Consider the following 21,923-nt stretch of genomic DNA (forward strand, 5'->3'; position numbering starts at 1 on the left):
CCGCGTCCCTTATTCTTTCACAGGTTCGCCTTTGACGCGAACTTCAGATACGCCGCTGCGAACGACGCGGATCTTCACGCCTTCGGCAATTTCGACTTCGAGCTCGTTGTCATCGACGACCTTCGTAACCTTGCCGACGATGCCGCCGCCGGTCACCACCTGATCACCACGACGGATGTTCTTCAACAGCTCCTCGCGGCGCTTCATCTGGGCGCGCTGCGGACGGATGATCAGAAAATACATAACGACAAAAATCAGCAGGAACGGCAGGATGGACATGAGAATGTCCGCGCCGCCAGCGGAAGGGGCGCCGGCTGTCTGCGCAAAAGCTTCGGTAATGAACATCGATCACTCCTTGAGTTCAAATATCGGCGGTTCCTCCGCACCAAATCGGCCGGAATATAGGGGCGCGCGGCGGCTCTGCAAAGCAGCGGCACCCTTACCCGTTCCTGTGCCTCTGACACAATTTCGACAAGAGTAGAACCCCCCGCGCGAGGCTCTGCGGCCTTTTCCAGCGCAAACCTGCGTGCTACCGGGTGTCAGTTGACCGTACAGTCGCAATCGCGTGCCGATTCATGCGGCCCCTCGTCCCTGCGGCGCGACCAAATGATTGATTCAGTTGCTGGAGATAGACAGATGCCGGAAGCAAAGATCGACGTTCTCATCCGGGAAATGCAGAAGCTTTCCGCAGCGATCGAACGCATGGCCGGTCCAGCCGCAGCAAGCAATGATTGGAACGCCGCCGAATGCTTCGTCTGGGCACCCGCCACGCATCACCTGCAGCCGGTCGCCAAGCCCAACCGTATCGAACTGTCGTTGATATCAGGTGTCGACCACGTCCGTGACATTCTGCTCGACAACACGCTGCGCTTCGCCGAGGGCTTTCCTGCCAACAACGTGCTGCTCTGGGGCGCGCGCGGCATGGGCAAGTCATCACTGGTGAAGTCGGTGCATGCGCAGGTGGCCCGCGAGACCGGGGTTGCCATCAAGCTCGTCGAGGTGCATCGCGAGGATATCGCCACTCTGCCCACACTGATGGACATCCTCAAGACTGCGCCAGTCCCGGTGATCGTCTTCTGCGACGACCTGTCCTTCGATCATGACGATACGTCCTACAAATCGCTGAAGGCCGTGCTCGACGGTGGCGTCGAAGGTCGTCCGTCGAACGTGCTGCTCTATGCGACATCGAACCGTCGCCATCTGCTGCCGCGCCACATGATGGAAAACGAGCAGTCGACCGCCATCAACCCTTCCGAGGCCGTCGAGGAAAAGGTTTCGCTGTCCGACCGCTTCGGCCTGTGGCTCGGCTTTCACAAGTGCAGCCAGGACGACTACCTCGCCATGATCGATGGCTATGCCAAGCACTACGGCTTCGCCGTCGAGGCCGAGACCTTGCACGCGGAAGCGCTCGAATGGGCAACGACACGCGGTGCAAGGTCCGGCCGCGTCGCCTGGCAGTTCATTCAGGATCTTGCCGGACGCATGCGCCATCGCCTCGACGCATAGGCTGCGCGATCGCATCCCTGGTCAAATCTGCTCTTCTAGCAAAAAATACCGCCTGTCGGCCCCGACAGGCGGTATTTGACTTTTCGGCCTCGATCGCGCCCGACCAAGGAAACGGCTGCGGACTATTCGAGGAAGGTCGCCGGGTTTACCGCCGTGGCGTTCTTGCGGACCTCGAAGTGCACCTGCGGCTGGCTGGCGCGACCGGTCATGCCCGACGCCGCGAGCGTCTGGCCGCGCTGAACCTTCTGGCCGCGCTGAACCTTGAGCTCGGAAGCGTTGCCGTAGACCGTGACCGTGCCGTCGTCGTGGCGCACCAGAACGGCATTGCCGAGTTCCTTCAGGCTGCTGCCCGAATAGATGACGACGCCGTTTTCGGCCGCCTTGATTGGCGTGCCCTCGGGCACCGAGATATTGATGCCGTCGTTGCGGTTGCCGTCGACGTTGGCGCCGTAACCGGCAACCACCGCGCCGCGCACCGGCCAGCGATATTTGCTGATGCCCGTCGACTTCGGCGAGTCCTCGTCGACATCCGTCTTGATGGCCGCAACGTCCGTAACGCTCTGCTTGGCAGCCGGCGGCTGGTACTCTGCCGGCTTGTTCTTTTCGAGCGAAGCAACCTGCGGCTGCTCGGCCATCTTGCTCGGAACCGATGCGGTCTTGACCTGGTCCGGCGCGGCGCCGGCTGTGCCCGGCAGCTGCAACGTCTGCCCGACGCGGATCGATTCCGCAGTCAGGCCGTTCGCCTGCTTGAGTGCCGAGACGGACACGCCCGTCGCCTTGGCGATGCGATTGAGCGAGTCACCTGGCTTGACGGTATAGGTTCCACCGCCGTTACCTTCGCCGTTCGTCGCCGGCTTGCCGGCAACGACATCGGTCTTGCCTGCACCCTTTTCGCGGGACTGGGCAGAGCCAGGCAGGATCGCAGCGTCACGCTGATCGTTGGGCAAGGGCGAAGGCTGGCGCTTGTTGCCATCGAGACCGGCAATCGAGTTGGTCGCAGCGGCCTTTGCCGGGCTGCCCACGGAACCAAAGGTCGGGATCACCAGCCGCTGACCGGTTTCGACCTGAGCGGCGGACTGCAGACCGTTGGCCTTCAGAATTTCCTTCTCGGGAACACCGAAGCGCTTGGAGAGGACCGCGACGTTGTCGCCGGGGCGAACCATGATCGTCGGGGCGTTCTGCGTCGTCCAGCCACTCTTGCTGGCGGTCTCCTTGACGGCCGCCGGAAGCGTCTGCTGCGTCGCGATTGCCGCCTGCTGCTGACGTGCAGCGGGGAACGGCTGCGCTTCGGGGCGCTGGCGTGCCGTCGAGCTCGGGTCGGCCAGGGTCGTGCGCTGAACGGAGATCGGCGTCGATGCGCCACGGGCCGTAGACACCGGAGTGGAAGCGGTATTCACCGGATCATAGCCACCCTGCGTGCCTGCTGTCGGATAAGGTTGACCGAGAGCCATATTGCGCGAATCCGCAGAAGGGGCAGCCATCTGGCCGACCGCCACGTCACCGCGCGGTACCGGTGTCGCATCGCGTGGAATTGAATTTGTGGTGATGTTGTCCGACCGGGAGAACAGGCCGTCAAATCGGCTGGCATCCGAACTGCAGCCAGTTGCGACGCCTGCAAGCAGGACCGCCACACACAGGCGGATCGTAGACTTTCCAACCCCGGGAGATACAAACTGACGCATGACGCTTACCCACTCCGAACGCAACTCGATGTGGGATGATTAAAACGTATTAGAGTTACCGCCCGGTTAAGGTCGGTACCACCAATGGACTAATTTGACGAAACGCTAACCATAGGCGCCGGCTCGCCGCATCCATAGCGCCGAACAAGCCTGGTGACACGGGCGGCTTTTGCGCGCCATGCTTTAGCTCAGTTCGGAATAGAGACGCTCGATTTCGGAAACCGAACGCCGCTCCGTTGTTTCATCTTCATAGCTGATGCTCGTCAGATCCCAGGCGAAGATCGGACGTCCCTCCGGACGGACGGGAGTTTCGGACTGAGCGGTCTTGTCTTCTTCGAGCAGGACGCTCACCAGTGTCTGGAACGTTGCCTCGCCATCGGCTCCGCTCGCCCGCTCATACTCGAGCGACCGCAGACCGGCGACGGCAGCCTCGCGCGTCCCAAAATAGCGCAGGCTGTCCTGATCTTCGGGGCGGAGGCTGTCGTAATAGTCGATGAAGTTCTTATAGTAGGCCTCATGGTCCCCGGCATCCAGAAACCTGCCGAAGGCCTGGTATTCGCGCGACGCCAACTGCGGGGTCAGACGATTGTTCCACTCGTCCCGGCTGAGCGGCGGCTGCCCATCCGATGCCTTCTTCGCCTGGCTGAGATAAAGCAGAGCGTCGGCGGAAAGGGAGATGCGCGGTGTGGGGTCGAAGAAGCTCGCCGCAAGCGCCTGCGCGGCCTGTTCGTCCTTGCCGCCGGAATTTGCCTGGCCGGAGCTGCGCCCGGCAAGATTATTCAGCCCGTCGCCCGATGCTGCAGCCGTCAGCCTGTTCGCGATCTGCATTTGCCGTCTCCGTCAATCTCACGATCCGGCAGCAACACCCTGGTCGAGCAAGAGCAACGACTCGCGGGTAGGAGCCCATCGTGCAGTGGAGGCGTATGGCCCGAGGCTTGCGCGAGGCTGGATATGGTTAAGAATCTCTTAACTCACCGGCGGAGACGTTCGGCAGCAGCCGTATCACAGGAACGAAGCGAGCTGCGGGACGATCGGAAGGTAGGGCGCGTCGAACAGATCCTCGCGGTCGAAGCGGCTTCCCGTTCGATTGACCCGGACGACCCGGCAATGGGTCTCGCTCATCATGATCGGCACCACCAGGGTTCCGCCCGAGACGAGATGATCGGAAAACATGCGCGGCAGGCTGTTGAAGGCGGCCGTGATCAGGATGCGGTCGAAGGTACCCTCGCCCGGCACGCCGGCGCTGCCGTCGGCATGGCGGACGATGACGTTGCGAACGCCTGATTTCTCGAGGTTCTTCTGCGCCGTACCGACAAGTGTCTGGTAGCGGTCGATGGTCAGGACACGCTCGGCCACCCGCCCCATCACCGCCGCGGTAAAGCCGCTGCCGGTTCCGACCTCGAGGATGCGCTGCCCTGTCTTCAGGTTCAGACAGTGCAGCAACCGCACGGCAAAATCATAGCCTTCCATGAACGAGCCGCAGTCGAGCGGAATCGTCCGCTGCGAATAGGCCTCGGCCTGATATTGCGGCGGCGCGAACAGGCCGCGCGGGGTCTGCTCGACCGCCTTGAGCAGATCGTGATTGATGATGCCTGCGGCGCGCAGCCGCAGCACCATCTTGGCAAAGCCTTCCTGTTCCGAAGCGCGCACGCTCAATCAATGAGCCCCTTCGTTCAATGCCCGCATCAGACGGTCCTGGACGGTATAGTCCGTCAAGTCGAGCTTGAGCGGCGTTACGGAGATGTGGTTCTCGCGCAGTGCATGAATGTCGGTTCCGGCGCGGAAATCGCCGAACCGCTCACCGAAGCGCAGCCAGAAATAAGGAAAACCACGGCCGTCGGTGCGCTCATCGATCGACAGGCCGAAGTCGAGCTTGCCTTGCGACGTTACCTCGACCCCTGCAACGGTGTCGGCTGAGCAGTTCGGGAAATTGACGTTGAGAAGCGTGCCATCGGGCAGTTCCACGGCCATCAGCTTGCGGATCAGACCCGGCGCATGCGTCTCCACCACATCCCAAGGCACGGTCTTGCCGACGGCGTGGTGATAGGCCTGGCTGAGTGCGATGGAGCGAATGCCCTGCAACGTCCCCTCGATGGCGCCCGCCACCGTGCCGGAATAGGTCACGTCATCGGCCATGTTGGCACCAATGTTGACGCCCGAGAGCACGAGATCGGGCTTGCGGTCCAGCACCTTGCGGACGGCCATGATGACGCAATCCGTCGGCGTCCCCCGCAGCGCAAAGCGCCTCTCCGTGATCTGGCGCAGCCGCAGGGGTTCCGACAGGGTCAGCGAATGCGCCAAGCCGCTCTGGTCCGCCTCGGGCGCCACGACCCAGACATCGTCCGAAATCGTCCGGGCCACCCTTTCGAGCACGGCGAGGCCTTCAGCATGAATGCCGTCATCGTTTGTCAGCAGGATCCGCATGGATGCCGTCCTTCCCTTGACGTCCGTTCAGTCCGCCTTCTCGATGCGCTTCTGGCCGCCCATGTAGGGCACCAGCACATCCGGCACCGACACCGAACCGTCTTCGTTCAGGTAGTTTTCGATGACGGCGATCAGCGCGCGCCCGACGGCGACACCGGAACCATTCAACGAGTGAACGAAGCGCGTTCCCTTGTCTTCCTTGGTGCGGTAGCGCGCATTCATCCGGCGCGCCTGGAAATCGCCGCAGACCGAGCAGGACGAGATCTCGCGATAGGTGTCCTGTCCCGGCAACCATACTTCCAGATCATAGGTCTTGCGGGCGCCGAAGCCCATGTCGCCGGTGCAGAGCGTCATCACGCGGTAGTGTAGACCGAGGCGCTTCAGCACCTCTTCCGCGCAGGCGGTCATGCGCTCGTGCTCGTCGATCGAGGTTTCGGCATCGGTGATCGAAACCAGTTCGACCTTGTTGAACTGGTGCTGGCGCAGCATGCCGCGGGTGTCGCGACCGGCCGAACCGGCCTCCGAACGGAACGACGGCGTCAGCGCGGTGAAGCGCAACGGCAGCTTTTCGCCTTCGAGGATCTGCTCGCGAACGATGTTGGTAAGCGGCACTTCCGCAGTCGGGATCAGCCAGCGATCATCCGTGGTCCGGAACAGATCTTCGGCAAATTTCGGCAACTGGCCGGTGCCGTACATGGCGTCGTCGCGCACCAGAAGCGGCGGCTGCACCTCGGTGTAGCCGTGCTCCTGGGTGTGCAGGTCGAGCATGAACTGGCCGAGCGCACGCTCGAGCCGGGCCAACTGTCCCTTGAGGATCGTGAAACGCGAACCGGAAATGCGGGCGGCCCCCTCGAAATCCATGAGGCCGAGCGCCTCGCCGATTTCGAAATGCTCGCGCGGCTCGTGGTTCCAGGTGGGCTTGTTGCCGACCACGCGCTTGACCACGTTGCCGGTCTCATCCTCGCCGACCGGAACGTCCTCGAGCGGGATGTTCGGAATGCGGGAAAGCGCGTCGCTGAGCTCGGCTTCCACCTTGCGGCTGTCTTCCTCGAGCGCCGGCATGGCGTTCTTGAGTTCGGCCACCTCGGCCTTCAGCTTTTCGGCGAGCTCGGCATTCTTCTGCGCCATGGCCGCGCCGATATCCTTCGAGGCAGCGTTGCGGCGCGACTGCATGTCCTGCAGCGACTGAAGGATCGAGCGGCGGCGTTCGTCGAGAGCGATCAGCGACGCCGACAAAGGCTCCGCGCCCCGCTTCGCCAGGGCGGCGTCCAGCATCTCGGCATTTTCACGGATCCATTTGATATCAAGCATTGTCGTTCCACGCGTTGGTCAACTCACGGCGCGAAATCTCGAATGCTCAGCCCTTGGCGGGGCCGACCTCTCCGGAAGATCCTTCCTGCGACTCGGCAACTTCGCTCTTGAGCGCGTCCGCTGCCCGCTGTCTTTCGACGAGTCGCGCCGTATAGATCGAAATTTCGTAGAGAAGGATGGCTGGCAGTGCAAGGCCGATCTGGGAAACCGGGTCAGGCGGCGTGAGCACGGCTGCAACCACGAAGGCAATCACAATCGCGTACTTCCGCTTCTCGGCCAGGCCCTGCGACGTGACGAAGCCGACGCGTGCGAGAAGCGTCGTGATCACCGGGAGCTGAAAAACCAGACCGAAGGCAAAGACCAGCGACATGATCAGGCTCAGATATTCCGAGACCTTCGGCAGAAGCTGAATGGCCACCTGCCCTTCGCCGCCGCCCTGCTCCATCGCCAGGAAGAACCACATCACCATCGGCGTGAAGAAGAAGTAGACCAGGGCGCCGCCAAGCAGAAAGAGAATCGGCGACGCGATCAGGAACGGCAGGAACGCGGCACGCTCGTTCTTGTAAAGGCCCGGAGCCACGAATTTGTAGATCTGCGCAGCGATCACCGGAAAGGCGATGACCAGTGCACCGAACATCGCCACCTTGATCTGCGTAAAGAAGAACTCCTGCGGGGCCGTGTAGATCAGCTCGACATTGCGATGATTTAGGCCGGCCCAGCTCACTGCCCATTTGAACGGCAGCACCAGGAGATTGAAGAGACCCTTGGCGAAGTAGAAGCAGACGAGGAACGCCACGAAGAAGGCGCCGACGGCCCACATCAGGCGCCTGCGCAATTCGATCAGGTGCTCGATCAGCGGCTGCGGCCGGTCCTCGATATCGCCGCTCATGCTTCACCTTTCTTGCGCGTGCTGGCGCGCGGCTTGGACGTCCTGGCAGCCTGCTCGGCTGAAGCGGGCTTCGACGACGTCTTCTCGGCCACCGCTTTTGCGGGCGCCTTTGCCGAAGTTTTGGGTGCCGCCGCCTTGGGCGTTGCGGCCTTCTTCGCCGCCGGCGCCGGATCGGCCTTCGCCCTTGGCGCCCGCTTGGGCTTCTCGGCCGGGATGGCTGCTTCGGCGCGCTCCAACTGGCGGGTGGCTGAGCCCAGGGCGGCTGCGGCAACCGCATCCGCGGGCTTCGCTTCCGTCGCCGCCACCGGGGCAGCCGCAGCCACCTCCGCAGTCACGGGCTCGACAGCGCTTGGCGTGACCGGCTTGTCGGGCGTCGCAGCCTTCTGCAGGTCCGACTTGATCTCGCTGCCGATCTGGCGAAGCGGATTCATCGCATCCCTGAGCGCATTGGCCGGGTTGAGGCTCTGCGCATCGCTGATCGTCTTGCGAACCTCGTCGAGGTCCGCTTCGCGCAGCGCTTCGTCGAATTGCTGGCGGAACTCCGAGGCCATGCCGCGCATCTTCGCCGTCATGCGGCCAAAGGCCCGCAGCATAGGCGGAAGATCTTTCGGCCCGACAACGACGATCAAAACGATGGCGATGACGACAAGCTCGGTCCAGCCGATATCAAGCATTCGAAATGTCCTGCAACCCGTGATGGGAACTGGTCCGGTACCGATACCGGACCGGCTCCACCGACGCCAGACCGTTAGCGAACTTCGTCGGACTTGTGGTCAACGGTCTTGCTGTCGAGCGTCTTGTCGGTCGCGCCCGCTTCCTCGTCGCTCATGCCCTTCTTGAAGTTCTTAATGCCCTTCGCAACATCGCCCATCAGTTCGGGAATCTTGCCACGACCGAACAAGAGCAGCACCACGACCAAAACGATCAGCCAGTGCCAAATGCTAAAGGAACCCATGCTCTTACTCCTCTGAGCCTTCCCGATATAGGCTCTTTCACATGTCAATTTTCAGGCGCGCGCTAAACACGTCCTTCTTTGCGACAGAACCTAAGATGCAGAACCATCTTTTTCAAACAGTAATATATCCCGCTCGTTAACTGAAAGCATTACATCGCGCAATCCTTGCGGCAATTGGTCCGCGCGGATACGCGCACGCACCACATCTTCACAACGCGGCACAGCGAGTTCCAGCAATTCCACCACACCGATGAACCGGCGAGAGAGGATACGCGCGGGAATATCGCCCTCCTCCTCGCCGACACGCACGCCCGAAAGCCTGACGGCGACCGAAACCCGCTCCCCTTCCTGGTGCCGCCCGGCCGCGACCGTGCCGACCGGCGTGTCGACGCGGCCATTGCGAACCTGTGCGTTGAACACGTTGATTTCCGAGAAGAAACCGGCTGCGAACAGGTTCCTCGGATGGCGATAAAGCTCATCGGCCGTGCCGACCTGCACCAGTCGCCCATCCTGCAGAAGCGCAATTCGGTCGGCCATGCGCATCGCTTCCTCCGCGTCGTGGGTGACGACGATCGCAGTTGCCCGGGTCTCTCTGAGGATGGCGAGCGTATCGGCGCGGATCGAATCCTTCAGGCGCGAGTCGAGTCCGGAAAACGGTTCGTCCATCAGAAGCACGGCGGGGCGTGGCGCAAGCGCGCGGGCCAGCGCCACCCGCTGCTGCTCGCCGCCGGAAAGCACGTGCGGGTACTGGTTGGCGTAGTGGGAGAGCCCCACACGCTCGAGCGCTGCATCCGCCTGGTTCAGGGCTTCCTTCTTCGGAAGCGCCGTCAAGCCAAAGCGAACGTTGTCGCGAATGGACATATGCGGGAAGAGCGCGAAATCCTGGAACATCAGGCCGACGCCGCGTTTTTCCGGCGGTAGGAAAACCGAGGGGCCGGAAATCTCCTGGCCATTGAGCAGAAGGCGTCCCGCACTCTGCTTCTCGATCCCTGCGGCGATACGCAGCAGGGTCGTCTTGCCGGACCCGGACGGTCCGAGCAGGCAAAGCACTTCGCCGGCCTTGGCCGCCAGGCTGACGCCCTTGATCGTTTCCTTGGCGTGATAGCTGTGATGAATGTCTTCGAAGGTCAGGCTCGCCGCGAAGGATACACCCGCCCGTCGTGTCGTCATGACGGGAGCGTCCTGCGGATCTGAAACCATGCTTGCATTCCTTGACACCAGTCGTGCCCGCCAAAACTGTCGGGCGTCGGGGAAAGCCGATATCCCCATTCAGGTTTTTAATCGGCTTCTTCGCCCTTCGGTGTCAAGAGCCCCAGTTCTTCAAGGTCAAGCTGGGTGATCGGGTCCTCGTTCTCGGCAAGCTCGTCTTCGCCCACGGGAACGGGAATATTGAGATTGGACGGCACGCGGCCGGAAAGCAGCCCTGCCCCCTTCAGTTCCTCGATACCCGGCAGGTCGCGCAGTTCCTCGAGGCCGAAGTGATCGAGAAAGTCGCGGGTAGTGCCGAAGGTCACCGGCCGGCCCGGCGTACGCCGGCGCCCCCTGAAGCGGACCCAGCCTGCCTCCATCAGGACGTCGAGCGTGCCCTTCGATGTCTGGACACCGCGGATATCCTCGATCTCGGCGCGGGTTACCGGCTGATGGTAGGCAATGATGGCGAGGACCTCGAGCGCAGCGCGCGAGAGCTTGCGGACCTCCTGCTCGTCGGTCTGCACCACGAAGGAGAGATCGGCGGCCGTGCGGAAGGCCCAATGGTCGGCGATCTGGACAAGGTTGACGCCGCGCGTCGCATAGAGCGCCTTCAGGCGCCCCATGATCCGCCTGACATCGGCACCACGCGGCAGCCTGCTTTCGATATAGGCCTCCGACACAGGCTGCGCCGAGGCAAAGACCAGGGCCTCCGCGATCCGCTCGGCTTCTTGCTCCAGCCGCGGATCGAAGGACGGCGTCGTATCGATTTCGTCATCCTCGTCAGGAGTGTCTGGTATGTATTTTTGGGCTTCAGCCACGGGCTGCCTCCATTTCGGCAAGCGTCTCCGCATCGATCGGATTTGGTCCGCGCCGAAGATAGATCGGCGCAAACGCCTCTTCCTGACGGATCTCCAGCCGGCCCTCGCGGACCATTTCGAGCGAGGCGGCAAAGGAGCTGGCGATCGCCGTTGCCCGCTCCTTCGGCGTCGTCATGTAGCGGATAAGAAAATGATCGAGCGCTGTCCAGTCATCGAGCTCGCCGATCATGCGCGCCAGAATCAGGCGTGCGTCGGCGAGAGACCATACGTGGCGCTTCTCGATGGTCACCTGCGTGATCGCCTGGCGCTGCCGCAGGCTCGCATAGGCGCTCAGGAGATCATAGAGCGAGGCATCGAAACCGGACTTCTTCTCAGTGACGATATGTTCCGGCGCACCGCGAACGAAGACGTCCCGGCCAAGCCGGTTTCTGTTGACGAGCCGCGTTGCCGCCTCACGCATCGCCTCCAGCCGTTTCAGCCGGAAGGCCAGGGCCGAGGCCATTTCCTCGCCAGTCGGACCATCGTCCTTCACCTGCTGCGGAATCAGCAGCCGCGACTTCAGATAGGCAAGCCATGCCGCCATGACGAGATAGTCGGCGGCGAGTTCGATGCGGATGCTGCGCGCCCGCTCGATGAAGGCGATATATTGCTCGGCGAGTGCCAGTACGGAGATGCGCGAAAGATCGACCCGCTGGCTGCGGGCGAGATGAAGCAAGAGATCGAGTGGCCCCTCGAAACCGGCGAGATCGACCACCAGCGCTTCTTCATGCAGCCCGCGCTCGGCAGTCTCTTCCTGCCACAGGGGCTCCATCGGCGCCTTCGACGCAGGCTTACCTTGTCTTTCGCCCGCATTGCTCACTGACAATCCGATCCTTTCCCGCTGGCCGCGCCTGCCTTACGCTGTTGCGAACAGACCGTTGAACTCGGCCCGCAGATCGCTTTCGTTCGCATCGTCAGGCGTCCGGAAGGCTGCCTCGGCGATCCTTGCCCGACGCAGGCTCTCGCCAGCGAGAACCGGTACGACGTCGGCGACGGCCTTCATTTCTTCCATTATGCCATGACAATGCAAGACGAGATCAAGCCCCGCGGCAATGATGTTGCGCGCGCGCGTGGTCATGTCGCCGGCAAGCGCGTTCATCGAGACGTCGTCCGACATCAAAAGACCGTCGAAACCGATGTGACCGCGAATGACCTCGCGCACGACCTTCGCCGAGGTGGTCGCCGGATTGTCCGGATCGATCGTCGTGAAGACCATGTGCGCCGACATCGCCATCACCTCGTCCTTCATCGCGACAAAGGGCAGGAAGTCGCTGGCGGCGAGTTCATCGAAAGTCGCGCTGACTACGGGCAGATTGTGGTGCGAGTCGACGAAGGTGCGGCCGTGACCGGGCATGTGCTTCATGACAGGCAGCATGCCTCCGGCCTTCAAGCCCTCGCCCATCGCCCGACCGATCGCCGCGACAGTCTCAGGGTCATGACCGTAGGCACGATTGCCGATGACATCGTGGCTTCCGGGCACCGGCACATCCAGCACCGGCAGGCAGTCGACGGTGATGCCGAAGCGCATCAGGTCGAAGGCATGCAGGCGCCCCATGAGCCAAGCCGCGCGCAGACCCAGTTCGGCGTCGCGGCGGTAGATTTCTCCGATCGCCGCGCCGTTCGGATATTGCTGGACGAGCGGTGGCCGGATGCGTTGCACGCGTCCACCTTCCTGGTCGATGAGCACCGGCGCGTTCGGATTGCCGATGCTGTCGCGAAGCGACGCCACCAGATCGGAGATCTGCTGCTCCTCGCCGATGTTGCGCCCGAACAGGATGAAGCCCCATGGCCGCTCGCCGGCAAAGAACTGGCGTTCGTCGGTCGTGAGAGAAAGGCCCTTGCAGCCCGAGATAAATGCTTTTGATTCGCTCATTGGGAGAGCATAGAGCGGGCGCCGCCCGGCGCGAAGCCACAAAGACGAAGTCCCGTCGCTCATGCACAGGGCCATGGGGCGATCGAAAACCCTGAAATGCGAAGGGCGCGGCCCCCGAGCCGCGCCCTCCTCAAACTCTATCGATGTGCCAGGCTTACTTGGTCACCAGGCAGCTTCCGCCAGCGCCCTTGTACTTGGAGCACAGGGCGTTTGCCTCTTCCTTGGATCCGGCCGGGATACGGACGCGATAGTAGGTCCCCTTGCCGGCGATCTCCGCCTTGCGGATATCGACGCCGCGGCCGCCGATGACGCTTCCGAACTTGCTGGAAAGGCTGTTGTACGACTTCTGCGCCTCAGCTTCCGACGGCAGGGACGCGACCTGGATGTAGTATCCGCCGGTCGGAACCGAGGCCGTTGCCACCTGCTGCGGCGGCTGCGCTTCCGGCGTGGCGGCGGCCTGCTCTTCAGCCGGGCGAACATTGCCACCCTCTGCGGCCGCAGCGGCCACTTTGGCCGGCTGCTCGGCCGGACGCGCCTGCGGCGTCGGCGCCTTCTCGGCCGGTGCCGTGGTCGTCACGCTGCGAACCGGAACCTCTTCGAGATTGGCGTTGCCCGTCGCGGCAAGCGCGACCTGGTCGTCATTGGCCGATGCCTGACCGACAGCGCTGACCTCAGCCGAGGCGACTTCCTTCGAGGGCGTTTCCGGCAGCGGCTGCGTTGCTCCGGCAACATCGGTCGCAGGCGCGGCAACCGGCTCTTCACGAGCAACCAGCGTGCCGTCCGGCTTGACGATCATCGTGCGTACCTTGCGCGGTGCGACGGCAGGCGCCTTGTCCTCCTCCTGAGCAGCCGTCGGGGCGCCGCCGTCCGGCAGCAGGCGAGCGCCATCCTCGTCGTCCGCAGGCAGGTTGGCCTGCGGGCCATCTGCGTCGTCACTGCCTTCGAGCGGCAGCGTTTCCGGCGTCAGCGTCTTCTGAACGACGTCCATCGGCTCTTCGGTCGAGGAAACCAGCGCTTCCTGCTGCGGCGCACCGGCCTGGGCTCCAGCGACACGATCGTAAACCGCCTTGTCCTGGTTCGGCACAGTCTTGCCGCCCTTTTCTTCCGGCACGACCTTAACCGGCCCCTTGTCGGCGAGAATGATCTTGGGGCCCTCGGCCGAAGTTACGGCATCGCTGCCGCCCATCCAGGCGTAAACAGCCGCGCCGCCGAGAATGATGACGCCAGCGACGCTTGCGGCAAGCAGCATCGTGCGCTGCGACCGCCGGCCCGAGCCGTAGTCGCGATAGTCGCCCGCATCGTCCTGGCCCTGCGCCGCGGAAACCCGCTCGGCATCGCGCGCCGGGGACTGCCGTTCGGTCATGGAGCGGCGGAAGTCCTCCTCCATCGCCTTTTCGAATTCGTCGAAATCATCGAGCGCGCCGGCACCGAACGACGGACTTGCATTTGCGGCTGGGGCAGGACGAACCGCCTCGGCCTTTTCAACGGCCGCCGGACGGGCATCCTTGACGGCCGGAGCCGGCGTGCCGAACAGTTGCGCCATTTCCGCGTCGATATCGAGATCGTAATCCGCCGGATAGGCGACCGGCTTTTCCGTTTCGATGACCGGCAGTTGCGGCACCTCCATGTCGGCGATCGGTGCAACGCCATTCTCGGCTTCGGCTATCATCGAGGGATCGAAGGGCAGCGCGCTTTCGGGCTGTGCGTCCTGCTGCTCAGCCGGGGCCGGAGCGGCGAAAGTCTCGACGGAGCGTTCCGGTTCGCGCTGCGGAGCAACGGTCTCGGCGACCGGCTGCACAGCAGCCTGCGGCACGGCCGCAGGGGCTGCGGCAACGGGTTCGGTCGGGCCGAGGTCGGCGAGGTCGAGCTTCAGCGCGGCATCGGAGAGCTCCAACTCGAAGTTCTCGATGTCGAAGCCGGGCTCGTTTTCCGGCTCCGCGACGGGCTGTGCTGGCTGGGCGGCCTCGACCACCGGCGTAACGGCAGGTGTGGCGACCGCGGCAGCAGCAACCGGCGCGGCCTGGGATACGAGCGGGCCGGCAAAGGCGCGCTGCTGGCTGGCGCCGGTCGGCGAAGCGACAGGCGTCGCCCGACTGAAGGTCGGCGTAAAGGGATAGGGGCTCTTCTTCGCCGGCGTCGCGACCGTATTTGCCGGGGCGACGGCAGGCGCAACGACCGGCTGTTCCGTTGCGTGAAGCGCCGGATGAGACTGCACGGCAGCGGCAACGACGGCAGCGACCGGCGGAACCAGGAAGCGCTCGACATCCGCGAGAAGCTCGTCGCGGACAGTTTCATGGCCCGCGGGCTCTTCCGGGATCGTCTCGTTCGCGTGAGCGGTCTCGTCAGCGTGCGCCTCTTGCACGACATCAAGGCTCGGCTCGTCGTAGACCGGGAACGGCTCGGCGACAGGGGCAGGCTCGGCCCAAGCGGCAGAGGGTTCCGCGGCCGGCGCTTGCCAGCCATCCGCAACCTGTTCCTTCGCCTCGGATGTCGGCTCTTCTTCGAACGGCAACAGATCGGCTTCGCCGAGCGACAATTCGAGTTCACGCTCCAGATCGAACGCCGGCTCATCGGCGCCGAAGTCCGCGCCATCGTCTTCTGCAACCGGAGGGGCGGCCGAGAACGATTGCACTTCGAAAGCCTGCTCGGGCTCCTCTTCGACGACAGCGGCTGGCGCTGCGACCGGCTCCGGCTGACGGAATATCGGCGCGTCGTATTCTTCCGCGAGATCGGCTACCGGCTCGATCCGGGCCTCTTCAACCGGCTGCGGCGCCGAAACCGGCTCCACAGCAGGCTGCTGCACAGCGCGGGGCGCATCATAGCTGTCGAAGGCGCGAAGAAGTTCGTCCTCGAGATCGAAGGCGGGATCCTGACGGACCGCCTCCTGATGTCGCTGCAACTCTTGCAATTGCTGTACGGCCGGCCGGGCATCGTAACCGACGATCCGGGCGAGTTCGGCCAACGGATCATCGTCTGCCAATACGTCGAATTCAGCCGGCCCGCTTCGTGCGAATTGTTTGTCTGCCATGCTCTCCACTCACAATTGCCTGTATTTATGTGCCAGTGCATTGTGGGAAAATGGTGACAATACTTATCGCATTTCCTCCGGTGCGGAGGTGCCTGTAATAGACAGGCCGGACTTCAATACCGAAGCGACAGCATGCACCAGCCCGAGTCTGGCAGTACTTAATTCTCTATTTTTATCGTTAACAAAACGTAATTCCGGATTCTCTTTACCTTTGTTCCAGTGTCCGTGGAAGGCAGCGGCAAGATCATACAGGTAAAACGCGATGCGATGCGGCTCCTGAGCCAGTGCAGCCGCCTCGATCACCCGCGGATATTCTGCGAGCTTGGCGACGAGCTGAAGCTCCGTCGGATCCTCGATCTGCCCCTGTACGGCACCGGCAAAGTCGAGCGATTCGATATCCAGATCCGGGAAAGCTTCCGCCGCCTGACGGAACACCGATCGGCAACGTGCATGAGCATATTGCACGTAGAAAACCGGGTTATCCTTGGACTGTTCTGTAACCTTAGCAAAATCGAAGTCGAGCGGCTCAGAATTCTTCCGATAGATCATCATGAAACGAACCGGATCACGGCCGACTTCGTCGACAACGTCGCGCAGCGTGACGAAATCGCCGGAGCGCTTCGACATCTTCACCGGTTCGCCGTTACGGAAGAGCTTGACCAGCTGACACAGCAGAACCGTAAGTTTCGACGAACCGCCTGATACGGCGCGTGCCAGCGCTTCGAGCCGCTTGACGTAACCGCCATGGTCGGCGCCCAGCACATAGATCATCTCGTCGAAGCCGCGATCGAACTTATCCTTGAAGTAGGCGACGTCGGCGGCGAAATAGGTGTAGCTGCCATCGGACTTGATCAGCGGCCGGTCGATGTCGTCACCCACCTCCGTCGAGCGGAACAGCGTCTGCTCGCGATCTTCCCAATCCTCCGGAAGCTGCCCCTTCGGCGGCGGCAGCGTGCCCTTGTAGACGTGCCCCTTGAAGGTCAGGTCGTTGATCGCGGTGCGAATCGCAGCCGCTCCATTGGCGTGCAGCGTGCGTTCGGAGAAGAAGACGTCGTGATTGACGTTCAACGCCGCGAGATCTTCGCGGATCATCGCCATCATGGCATCGATCGTCCGGTCCTTGACGAGCGGCATCCACTTGTCTTCGGGCATCAGGCGCAGGCTCGTGCCGAATTCATCGGCAAGCGCTTCGCCGACCGGAACGAGATAGTCGCCCGGATAAAGACCCGCCGGGATCTCCCCGATATCCTCGCCAAGCGCCTGGCGATACCGCATGAAGGCGGAACGCGCGAGAACGTCGATCTGTGAGCCGGCATCGTTGATGTAGTATTCCTTGGTCACCGCATAGCCGGCAAAGGCCAGCAGGTTGGCAAGCGCGTCGCCGACGACTGCGCCACGGCAGTGGCCGACATGCATCGGTCCCGTCGGGTTGGCCGAGACATATTCGACGTTGACCTTGCGGCCCGAACCGACGGTGCTGCGGCCATAGTCAAGGCCCGCCCGCACCACGCTCGACAACAGCTTCTGCCAATAGGATACCGAAAGCCGGACATTGATGAAGCCCGGGCCGGCAACGGTCACTTCGGTGACTTCCGGGTCCTGTTTGAGCTTTTCAACGATGAGTTCGGCAAGCGCCCGCGGGTTCAGGCCGAGCGGCTTGGCCAGCACCATGGCGGCATTGGTCGCGACGTCGCCGTGGCTCGGATCGCGCGGCGGCTCGACATTGACACGGCCGAAGTCAAGCTCGGATCGCTTTTCTCGAACGCTTTCAAGCGTTTCGAGAATGTCCTTAATTCTTGATTCGAAGTCCGTGAAGAGATTCATCTGATCCGTCCGCTTTTCCCGACCACATGTGACCGGTGCAAAACTCAAAAAGGAGGCTCGGTTCGGTCGAACCGTAAGCCTCCGGGCGGGGCGTCCCTACCGCAAATCCGGCGTGTGGTCAAACAAGCGCTTGTGCACGCTGATTGCGAAGGTATCGGTCATGCCGGCAAGATAGTCGCCGACATGACGGGCCCGCGCCGGTTCGGCCATGCCGGCAATCTGATCGACCCAATAGTGCTCCCGCATCAATTGCGGGTCATCCATGAAGGCATGGTAGAGATCGCAGACGATCGACGCCGCGCCCTCCCGCACCCGCATCACTTCGGGGTGCCGGTAGATACGGGTCATCAGCAGGCGCTTTATCTGTTTGTCGGTCTCGCTCATCTCGTCGGAGAAGGTCGCCATGACCGTACCCGCCTGACGTACCTCGGTTGCGCTCTCCGGGCGAATGTCCGCGATGCGTTTCTGGGCGACACCGATCACGTCCTCGACCATTGCCGTGATCTGGCGACGCATGATCTCGTGCGTGAAGCGGCTGCTTTCAAGGCCGGGATAGCGGTCGTGGACCTCGCGCATCAGACGGGCAAGGAACGGCACATCTTCCAGCATCTCGAAGGTCAGATAGCCGGCCCTCAGGCCGTCGTCGATATCGTGCGTGTTATAGGCGATGTCGTCGGCGATGGCCGCGACCTGCGCTTCAAGGCTCGCATAACTCGCCAGCTCCAGATCGTACAGTGCGCAATAATCGAGGATCGGCTGCGGCACCGGTCCGCGCGTGCCCTGCCCGTCGGGCGTCAGCAGCGGTCCATTGTGCTTGACCAATCCCTCCAGGCTTTCCCAGGTCAGGTTCAGCCCGTCAAATTCGGCATAACGCCGTTCGAGTTTCGTGACGATGCGCAGCGACTGGGCGTTGTGATCAAAGCCGCCGTAGGGCTCCAGCATCTCATGCAAGGCATCCTCGCCCGTATGCCCGAATGGCGTGTGACCGAAATCGTGGACGAGGGCGACCCCTTCGGCGAGATCCTCGTCGAGCTTGAGCGCGCGTGCGAGTGCGCGAGCGATCTGCGCCACTTCGATCGTATGCGTCAGCCGCGTGCGGTAATGGTCGCCGTCGGCAGCGATGAAGACCTGCGTCTTGTGCTTCAGCCGGCGAAAGGCGGTCGTGTGCACGATGCGGTCGCGATCGCGCTGGAAATCCGAACGTGTCGCGCTCGATGCTTCCGGATAGAGCCTGCCGCGCGTCGCCCAGGGATTCGACGCGAACGGCGCGTGTTCACCATAACCGAAGCCCAGCGCAGTTTTGTCGAATGTCATTTTCCACCCAAATCGTCATCCCATTGACGGGACATTGAAGCCTTCATACCTATAGTGAAAGCCACGGAAACGCGTCGCGCAAGCATCGACCGATTCCGCAAGCGAAAGCAATGGCTTGGCCGCGGGGGTTGAAACCACCTCCGGAGCCGGGCGCGACATTGCTGGAACAACAATCCAATCTCTCCGGTTCTTGACCCCGGCAGGAGGCAGATATGACGCAAGAAACCGTGACCATTTCGGACGCTGCTGCAAAGCGGATCGCCACGATCCTTCGTTCGGACAGTCACAACAATGCCATGCGAGTATCCGTGGAGGGCGGCGGCTGCTCGGGATTCTCCTACAAATTCGACCTGGTCGATAGCGCAAACGACGACGACCTGGTGCTGGAGAAGGACGACGCCAAGGTTCTGATCGACAGCCTTTCGCTCGTCTATATGGGCGGTTCGGAAATCGACTTCGTCGACAACCTGCTCGGCCAGTCGTTTCAGATCAAGAATCCGAACGCGGTCGCAAGCTGCGGATGCGGAACGAGTTTTTCCATCTGACACGGCCAGATGGACCTGATCGTGGTCGCCATCAGAGATATGGCGACCCCAGCCAAAGCAAACGGTTCGCCAGCCGGTCGACGAGCGGCTTGGCGCGCAATGCCTCGAGCGTGACGGGCTCGGCCGAGGCCTGAACATCCGATATCATGTCGCCGATCGTATGGGCGAAACCGTCGTCCAGCACTTCGAGATCGAACTCGAAGTTGAGCCGCAGCGAGCGCGGGTCGAGATTGGTCGATCCGACATAGGCCCAGCGCTCATCCACGATCAAGAGCTTCGAATGGTTGAAGGCGCCCGCGGCGCGCCAGACGCGGCAGTGGCCCTTCAGGACCTGGTCGAATTGCGCGGTCATCGCGCGATCGACCAAGAGCAGGTTGTTGACCGCGGGGACGATGATATCGACGTCGACGCCCCTGCGGGCCGCAGTAACCAAAGCGCTGATCAGCTCGCGGTCCGGAAGGAAATAGGGCGACATCACGCGGATGTTCTTCCGCGCCACCGAGAATGCCCCCATCAGTATCTTGTGATTGGTCTCGTTCGTGGCGTCCGGCCCTGAAGGTACGGCGCGCATCAGCACGGAAGGCGCATCTGCCGGCGGGGGCATGTCTTCGAGCGTCCAGGCGCTGCCCGTCAGCATCTCGCCGCTGGAAAATTGCCAGTCCTCGGCGGCAACCTGAAAGATGTCGGCGACCACCGGGCCGCTCACGCGAAAATGCGTATCGAGCGCCGGTATTTCGCCGGCGATCTCGTTGGTAAAGCCAGCACGGATGTTCATGCCACCAGCAAAGGCAACCCGGCCGTCGACGACGAGGATCTTCCGGTGCGTGCGCAGGTTGGCATAGGGTAGCCGCAGCCCCATGATGATATTGCCGTTAAAGACGGCCGTCGGAACGCCAGCGGCCTTCAAATGACCGACAATGCTGGGCACGGAGTAGCGCGCGCCGACTGCGTCGATCAGCACGCGCACCTCGACACCGCGCGCGACCGCGGCGATCAAGGCATCCGCGAAGCGAAGGCCGACCACGTCGCGATCGAAGATGTAGCTCTCCATCAGGATGCTGCGCTGCGCACCCGCGATCGCCGTCAGCATGGCCGCATAGGCGGCGTCTCCGCCGGAAAGCACCTCGATGCCGTTGCCGGAACACATGCGATGGCGGGAAACACGATCCCCGAGAATTCTCATCGCGGCAAAGCGATTCCCGAAGCGTCCGGCAATATCCGTTTCAGAGATATCGAACCTGCCGAACTGGTCGGGGCCCTGCCCGCGCAACAGCGCGCGCTGCGAGCCTATCGAGGAGCGGCGGATACGGTTGATACCGGCAACGGCATAAAGCAATGCCCCGACGATCGGCGAGAGCAGAACGACACCGACCCAGCCGGCGGCCGCGCGAACGTCGTCCTTGGTCATGGCGGCGTGAATGGCAGCCGGGATGCCAAGCGCGAAGGACAACAGCGCCAGGATATGCGGCCAGTAGTTCTGCACGAGATCGATCATGCGCCGGACTATAGCCGGCCATGAACTGGAATCAATTCGAGCACCCGCACCCATACCGTATAAACTGCGCTCGGCGCCGCACGCCGTCGTTGCACCTTTCCGGCGGGCCTGAAAGGCCGCAGGTATCGGATTTGTCAAAAGAATCCGGAGCGGCTAGAAGATTCTCGGCGTCAAGGACTCACCGACATGGAAGGGCGTTTCGAGCCATGAAGATTGCGACCTGGAACATCAATGGCGTCAAGGCGCGAATCGACAGCCTCTTGGCGTGGCTGAAGGAAGCCAATCCGGACATCGTCTGCCTCCAGGAAATCAAATCTGTCGACGACGGCTTCCCTCGTCTGGAAATCGAGGCGCTCGGCTACCATGTCGAGACTCACGGCCAGAAGGGCTTCAACGGTGTCGCCCTCCTCTCCAAGCTGCGGCCGGACGAAGTCACCCGCGGACTGCCCGGAGACGATTCGGACGAGCAGTCCCGTTTCATCGAAGGTGTGTTCTCGGTTGCCGGCGGCGTGATCCGCGTCTGCTCGCTCTACCTGCCGAACGGCAATCCCGTCGATAGCGAGAAGTATCCCTACAAGCTTTCCTGGATGCGCCGGCTTGCGGCCTACGCCGAGCAGCGCCTTCTGCTCGAAGAGCCCTTCATCCTGGCCGGTGACTACAATGTCATCCCGGAGGAGCATGATTGCTGGGACATCAAGGTCTGGCAGAACGACGCTCTCTTCCTGCCTGAAACACGCGCGGCCTTTCGGCGCCTGCGCAATCTCGGTTTCACCGACGCCGTGCGGGCGACATCGGACGCAGTCCCGCTCTATACGTTCTGGGATTATCAGGCCGGTTGCTGGCCCAAGAATTTCGGCATTCGCATCGACCATCTGATGCTGTCGCCGGAGGCGGCCGATCGTTTGGTTTCGACATCGATCGACAAGCATGTGCGCGCCTGGGAAAAGCCCTCGGACCACGTCCCCGTCATCGGCGAGTTTGCCTTCGCCGCGGCTTGAGGCGCGGAACTGCCGTTCGGCTCTTCCGTAT

General features: G+C 62.6%; 20 protein-coding genes. 3 read left to right on the top strand and 17 right to left on the bottom strand.

The window, feature by feature from the left end:
• Positions 1 to 9 precede the first annotated feature (9 nt).
• Complete coding sequence (gene yajC / locus AC0C6X_RS24875; RefSeq protein ID WP_065376915.1) at positions 10 to 345, bottom strand: preprotein translocase subunit YajC; 336 nt, start codon at positions 343 to 345, stop codon at positions 10 to 12.
• A gap of 291 nt (positions 346 to 636) precedes the next feature.
• On the opposite strand from yajC, the gene AC0C6X_RS24880 reads away from it, so the two are divergent.
• Positions 637 to 1,506 carry an ATP-binding protein gene (locus AC0C6X_RS24880; RefSeq protein ID WP_173516425.1) on the top strand — a complete coding sequence of 290 codons (870 nt, stop codon included), beginning with the start codon at positions 637 to 639 and terminating at the stop codon, positions 1,504 to 1,506.
• Between the two features lie 122 nt (positions 1,507 to 1,628).
• Here AC0C6X_RS24880 and AC0C6X_RS24885 read toward each other — a convergent pair whose 3' ends face one another.
• From AC0C6X_RS24885 to AC0C6X_RS24955, 15 genes are all read right to left on the bottom strand, one after another.
• Positions 1,629 to 3,188, bottom strand: a complete 1,560-nt coding sequence (locus AC0C6X_RS24885; protein ID WP_472955781.1) for a peptidoglycan DD-metalloendopeptidase family protein — start codon at positions 3,186 to 3,188, stop codon at positions 1,629 to 1,631.
• Between the two features lie 183 nt (positions 3,189 to 3,371).
• The gene (locus AC0C6X_RS24890; RefSeq protein WP_472955783.1) at positions 3,372 to 4,016 is read right to left on the bottom strand and encodes a biotin biosynthesis protein BioC; all 645 of its coding nucleotides are present in this window, start codon (positions 4,014 to 4,016) and stop codon (positions 3,372 to 3,374) included.
• Between the two features lie 174 nt (positions 4,017 to 4,190).
• Positions 4,191 to 4,844 (bottom strand): protein-L-isoaspartate(D-aspartate) O-methyltransferase, encoded by a 654-nt coding sequence (locus AC0C6X_RS24895; protein ID WP_472955786.1) that lies wholly within the window; start codon positions 4,842 to 4,844, stop codon positions 4,191 to 4,193.
• The gene (surE, locus tag AC0C6X_RS24900; RefSeq protein WP_173516421.1) at positions 4,845 to 5,612 is read right to left on the bottom strand and encodes a 5'/3'-nucleotidase SurE; all 768 of its coding nucleotides are present in this window, start codon (positions 5,610 to 5,612) and stop codon (positions 4,845 to 4,847) included. It abuts the gene before it with no gap.
• Between the two features lie 27 nt (positions 5,613 to 5,639).
• A complete protein-coding gene (gene serS / locus AC0C6X_RS24905; protein WP_472955788.1) occupies positions 5,640 to 6,923 on the bottom strand; it encodes a serine--tRNA ligase in 1,284 nt (427 codons plus the stop codon).
• A gap of 46 nt (positions 6,924 to 6,969) precedes the next feature.
• Positions 6,970 to 7,812: a twin-arginine translocase subunit TatC gene (tatC, locus tag AC0C6X_RS24910; protein WP_173516419.1), complete on the bottom strand. Its 843-nt coding sequence runs from the start codon at positions 7,810 to 7,812 to the stop codon at positions 6,970 to 6,972.
• The gene (gene tatB / locus AC0C6X_RS24915) at positions 7,809 to 8,486 is read right to left on the bottom strand and encodes a Sec-independent protein translocase protein TatB (RefSeq protein ID WP_472955789.1); all 678 of its coding nucleotides are present in this window, start codon (positions 8,484 to 8,486) and stop codon (positions 7,809 to 7,811) included. The genes tatC and tatB overlap by 4 nt, the downstream gene beginning before the upstream one ends.
• 74 nt (positions 8,487 to 8,560) lie before the next feature.
• Positions 8,561 to 8,767: a twin-arginine translocase TatA/TatE family subunit gene (locus AC0C6X_RS24920; protein WP_113537623.1), complete on the bottom strand. Its 207-nt coding sequence runs from the start codon at positions 8,765 to 8,767 to the stop codon at positions 8,561 to 8,563.
• Between the two features lie 90 nt (positions 8,768 to 8,857).
• Complete coding sequence (locus AC0C6X_RS24925; protein ID WP_173516417.1) at positions 8,858 to 9,967, bottom strand: ABC transporter ATP-binding protein; 1,110 nt, start codon at positions 9,965 to 9,967, stop codon at positions 8,858 to 8,860.
• 77 nt (positions 9,968 to 10,044) lie between these two features.
• A complete protein-coding gene (gene scpB, locus AC0C6X_RS24930) occupies positions 10,045 to 10,776 on the bottom strand; it encodes an SMC-Scp complex subunit ScpB (protein WP_173516416.1) in 732 nt (243 codons plus the stop codon).
• Positions 10,769 to 11,587, bottom strand: a complete 819-nt coding sequence (locus tag AC0C6X_RS24935) for a segregation and condensation protein A (protein ID WP_173516415.1) — start codon at positions 11,585 to 11,587, stop codon at positions 10,769 to 10,771. The genes scpB and AC0C6X_RS24935 overlap by 8 nt, the downstream gene beginning before the upstream one ends.
• Before the next feature lie 84 nt (positions 11,588 to 11,671).
• Positions 11,672 to 12,688 (bottom strand): beta-N-acetylhexosaminidase, encoded by a 1,017-nt coding sequence (gene nagZ / locus AC0C6X_RS24940; RefSeq protein ID WP_247959037.1) that lies wholly within the window; start codon positions 12,686 to 12,688, stop codon positions 11,672 to 11,674.
• Between the two features lie 154 nt (positions 12,689 to 12,842).
• Complete coding sequence (locus AC0C6X_RS24945) at positions 12,843 to 15,716, bottom strand: SPOR domain-containing protein (protein WP_472955793.1); 2,874 nt, start codon at positions 15,714 to 15,716, stop codon at positions 12,843 to 12,845.
• 63 nt (positions 15,717 to 15,779) lie between these two features.
• A complete protein-coding gene (gene argS / locus AC0C6X_RS24950; RefSeq protein ID WP_247959040.1) occupies positions 15,780 to 17,540 on the bottom strand; it encodes an arginine--tRNA ligase in 1,761 nt (586 codons plus the stop codon).
• Positions 17,541 to 17,636: 96 nt separating this feature from the next.
• Positions 17,637 to 18,854: a deoxyguanosinetriphosphate triphosphohydrolase gene (locus AC0C6X_RS24955; protein WP_173516411.1), complete on the bottom strand. Its 1,218-nt coding sequence runs from the start codon at positions 18,852 to 18,854 to the stop codon at positions 17,637 to 17,639.
• A 212-nt stretch (positions 18,855 to 19,066) separates the two neighbouring features.
• Between AC0C6X_RS24955 and erpA the strand changes: the two genes are divergently transcribed.
• Entirely contained in the window at positions 19,067 to 19,399 is a 333-nt protein-coding gene (gene erpA / locus AC0C6X_RS24960; RefSeq protein ID WP_173516410.1) for an iron-sulfur cluster insertion protein ErpA, read from the top strand.
• Positions 19,400 to 19,430: 31 nt separating this feature from the next.
• Here erpA and AC0C6X_RS24965 read toward each other — a convergent pair whose 3' ends face one another.
• Positions 19,431 to 20,894 carry a phospholipase D-like domain-containing protein gene (locus AC0C6X_RS24965; protein ID WP_472955796.1) on the bottom strand — a complete coding sequence of 488 codons (1,464 nt, stop codon included), beginning with the start codon at positions 20,892 to 20,894 and terminating at the stop codon, positions 19,431 to 19,433.
• 206 nt (positions 20,895 to 21,100) lie between these two features.
• On the opposite strand from AC0C6X_RS24965, the gene xth reads away from it, so the two are divergent.
• Positions 21,101 to 21,892: an exodeoxyribonuclease III gene (xth, locus tag AC0C6X_RS24970; RefSeq protein WP_247959042.1), complete on the top strand. Its 792-nt coding sequence runs from the start codon at positions 21,101 to 21,103 to the stop codon at positions 21,890 to 21,892.
• Positions 21,893 to 21,923: the final 31 nt, after the last annotated feature.

This window comes from Ensifer sp. VA4, assembly GCF_055710065.1.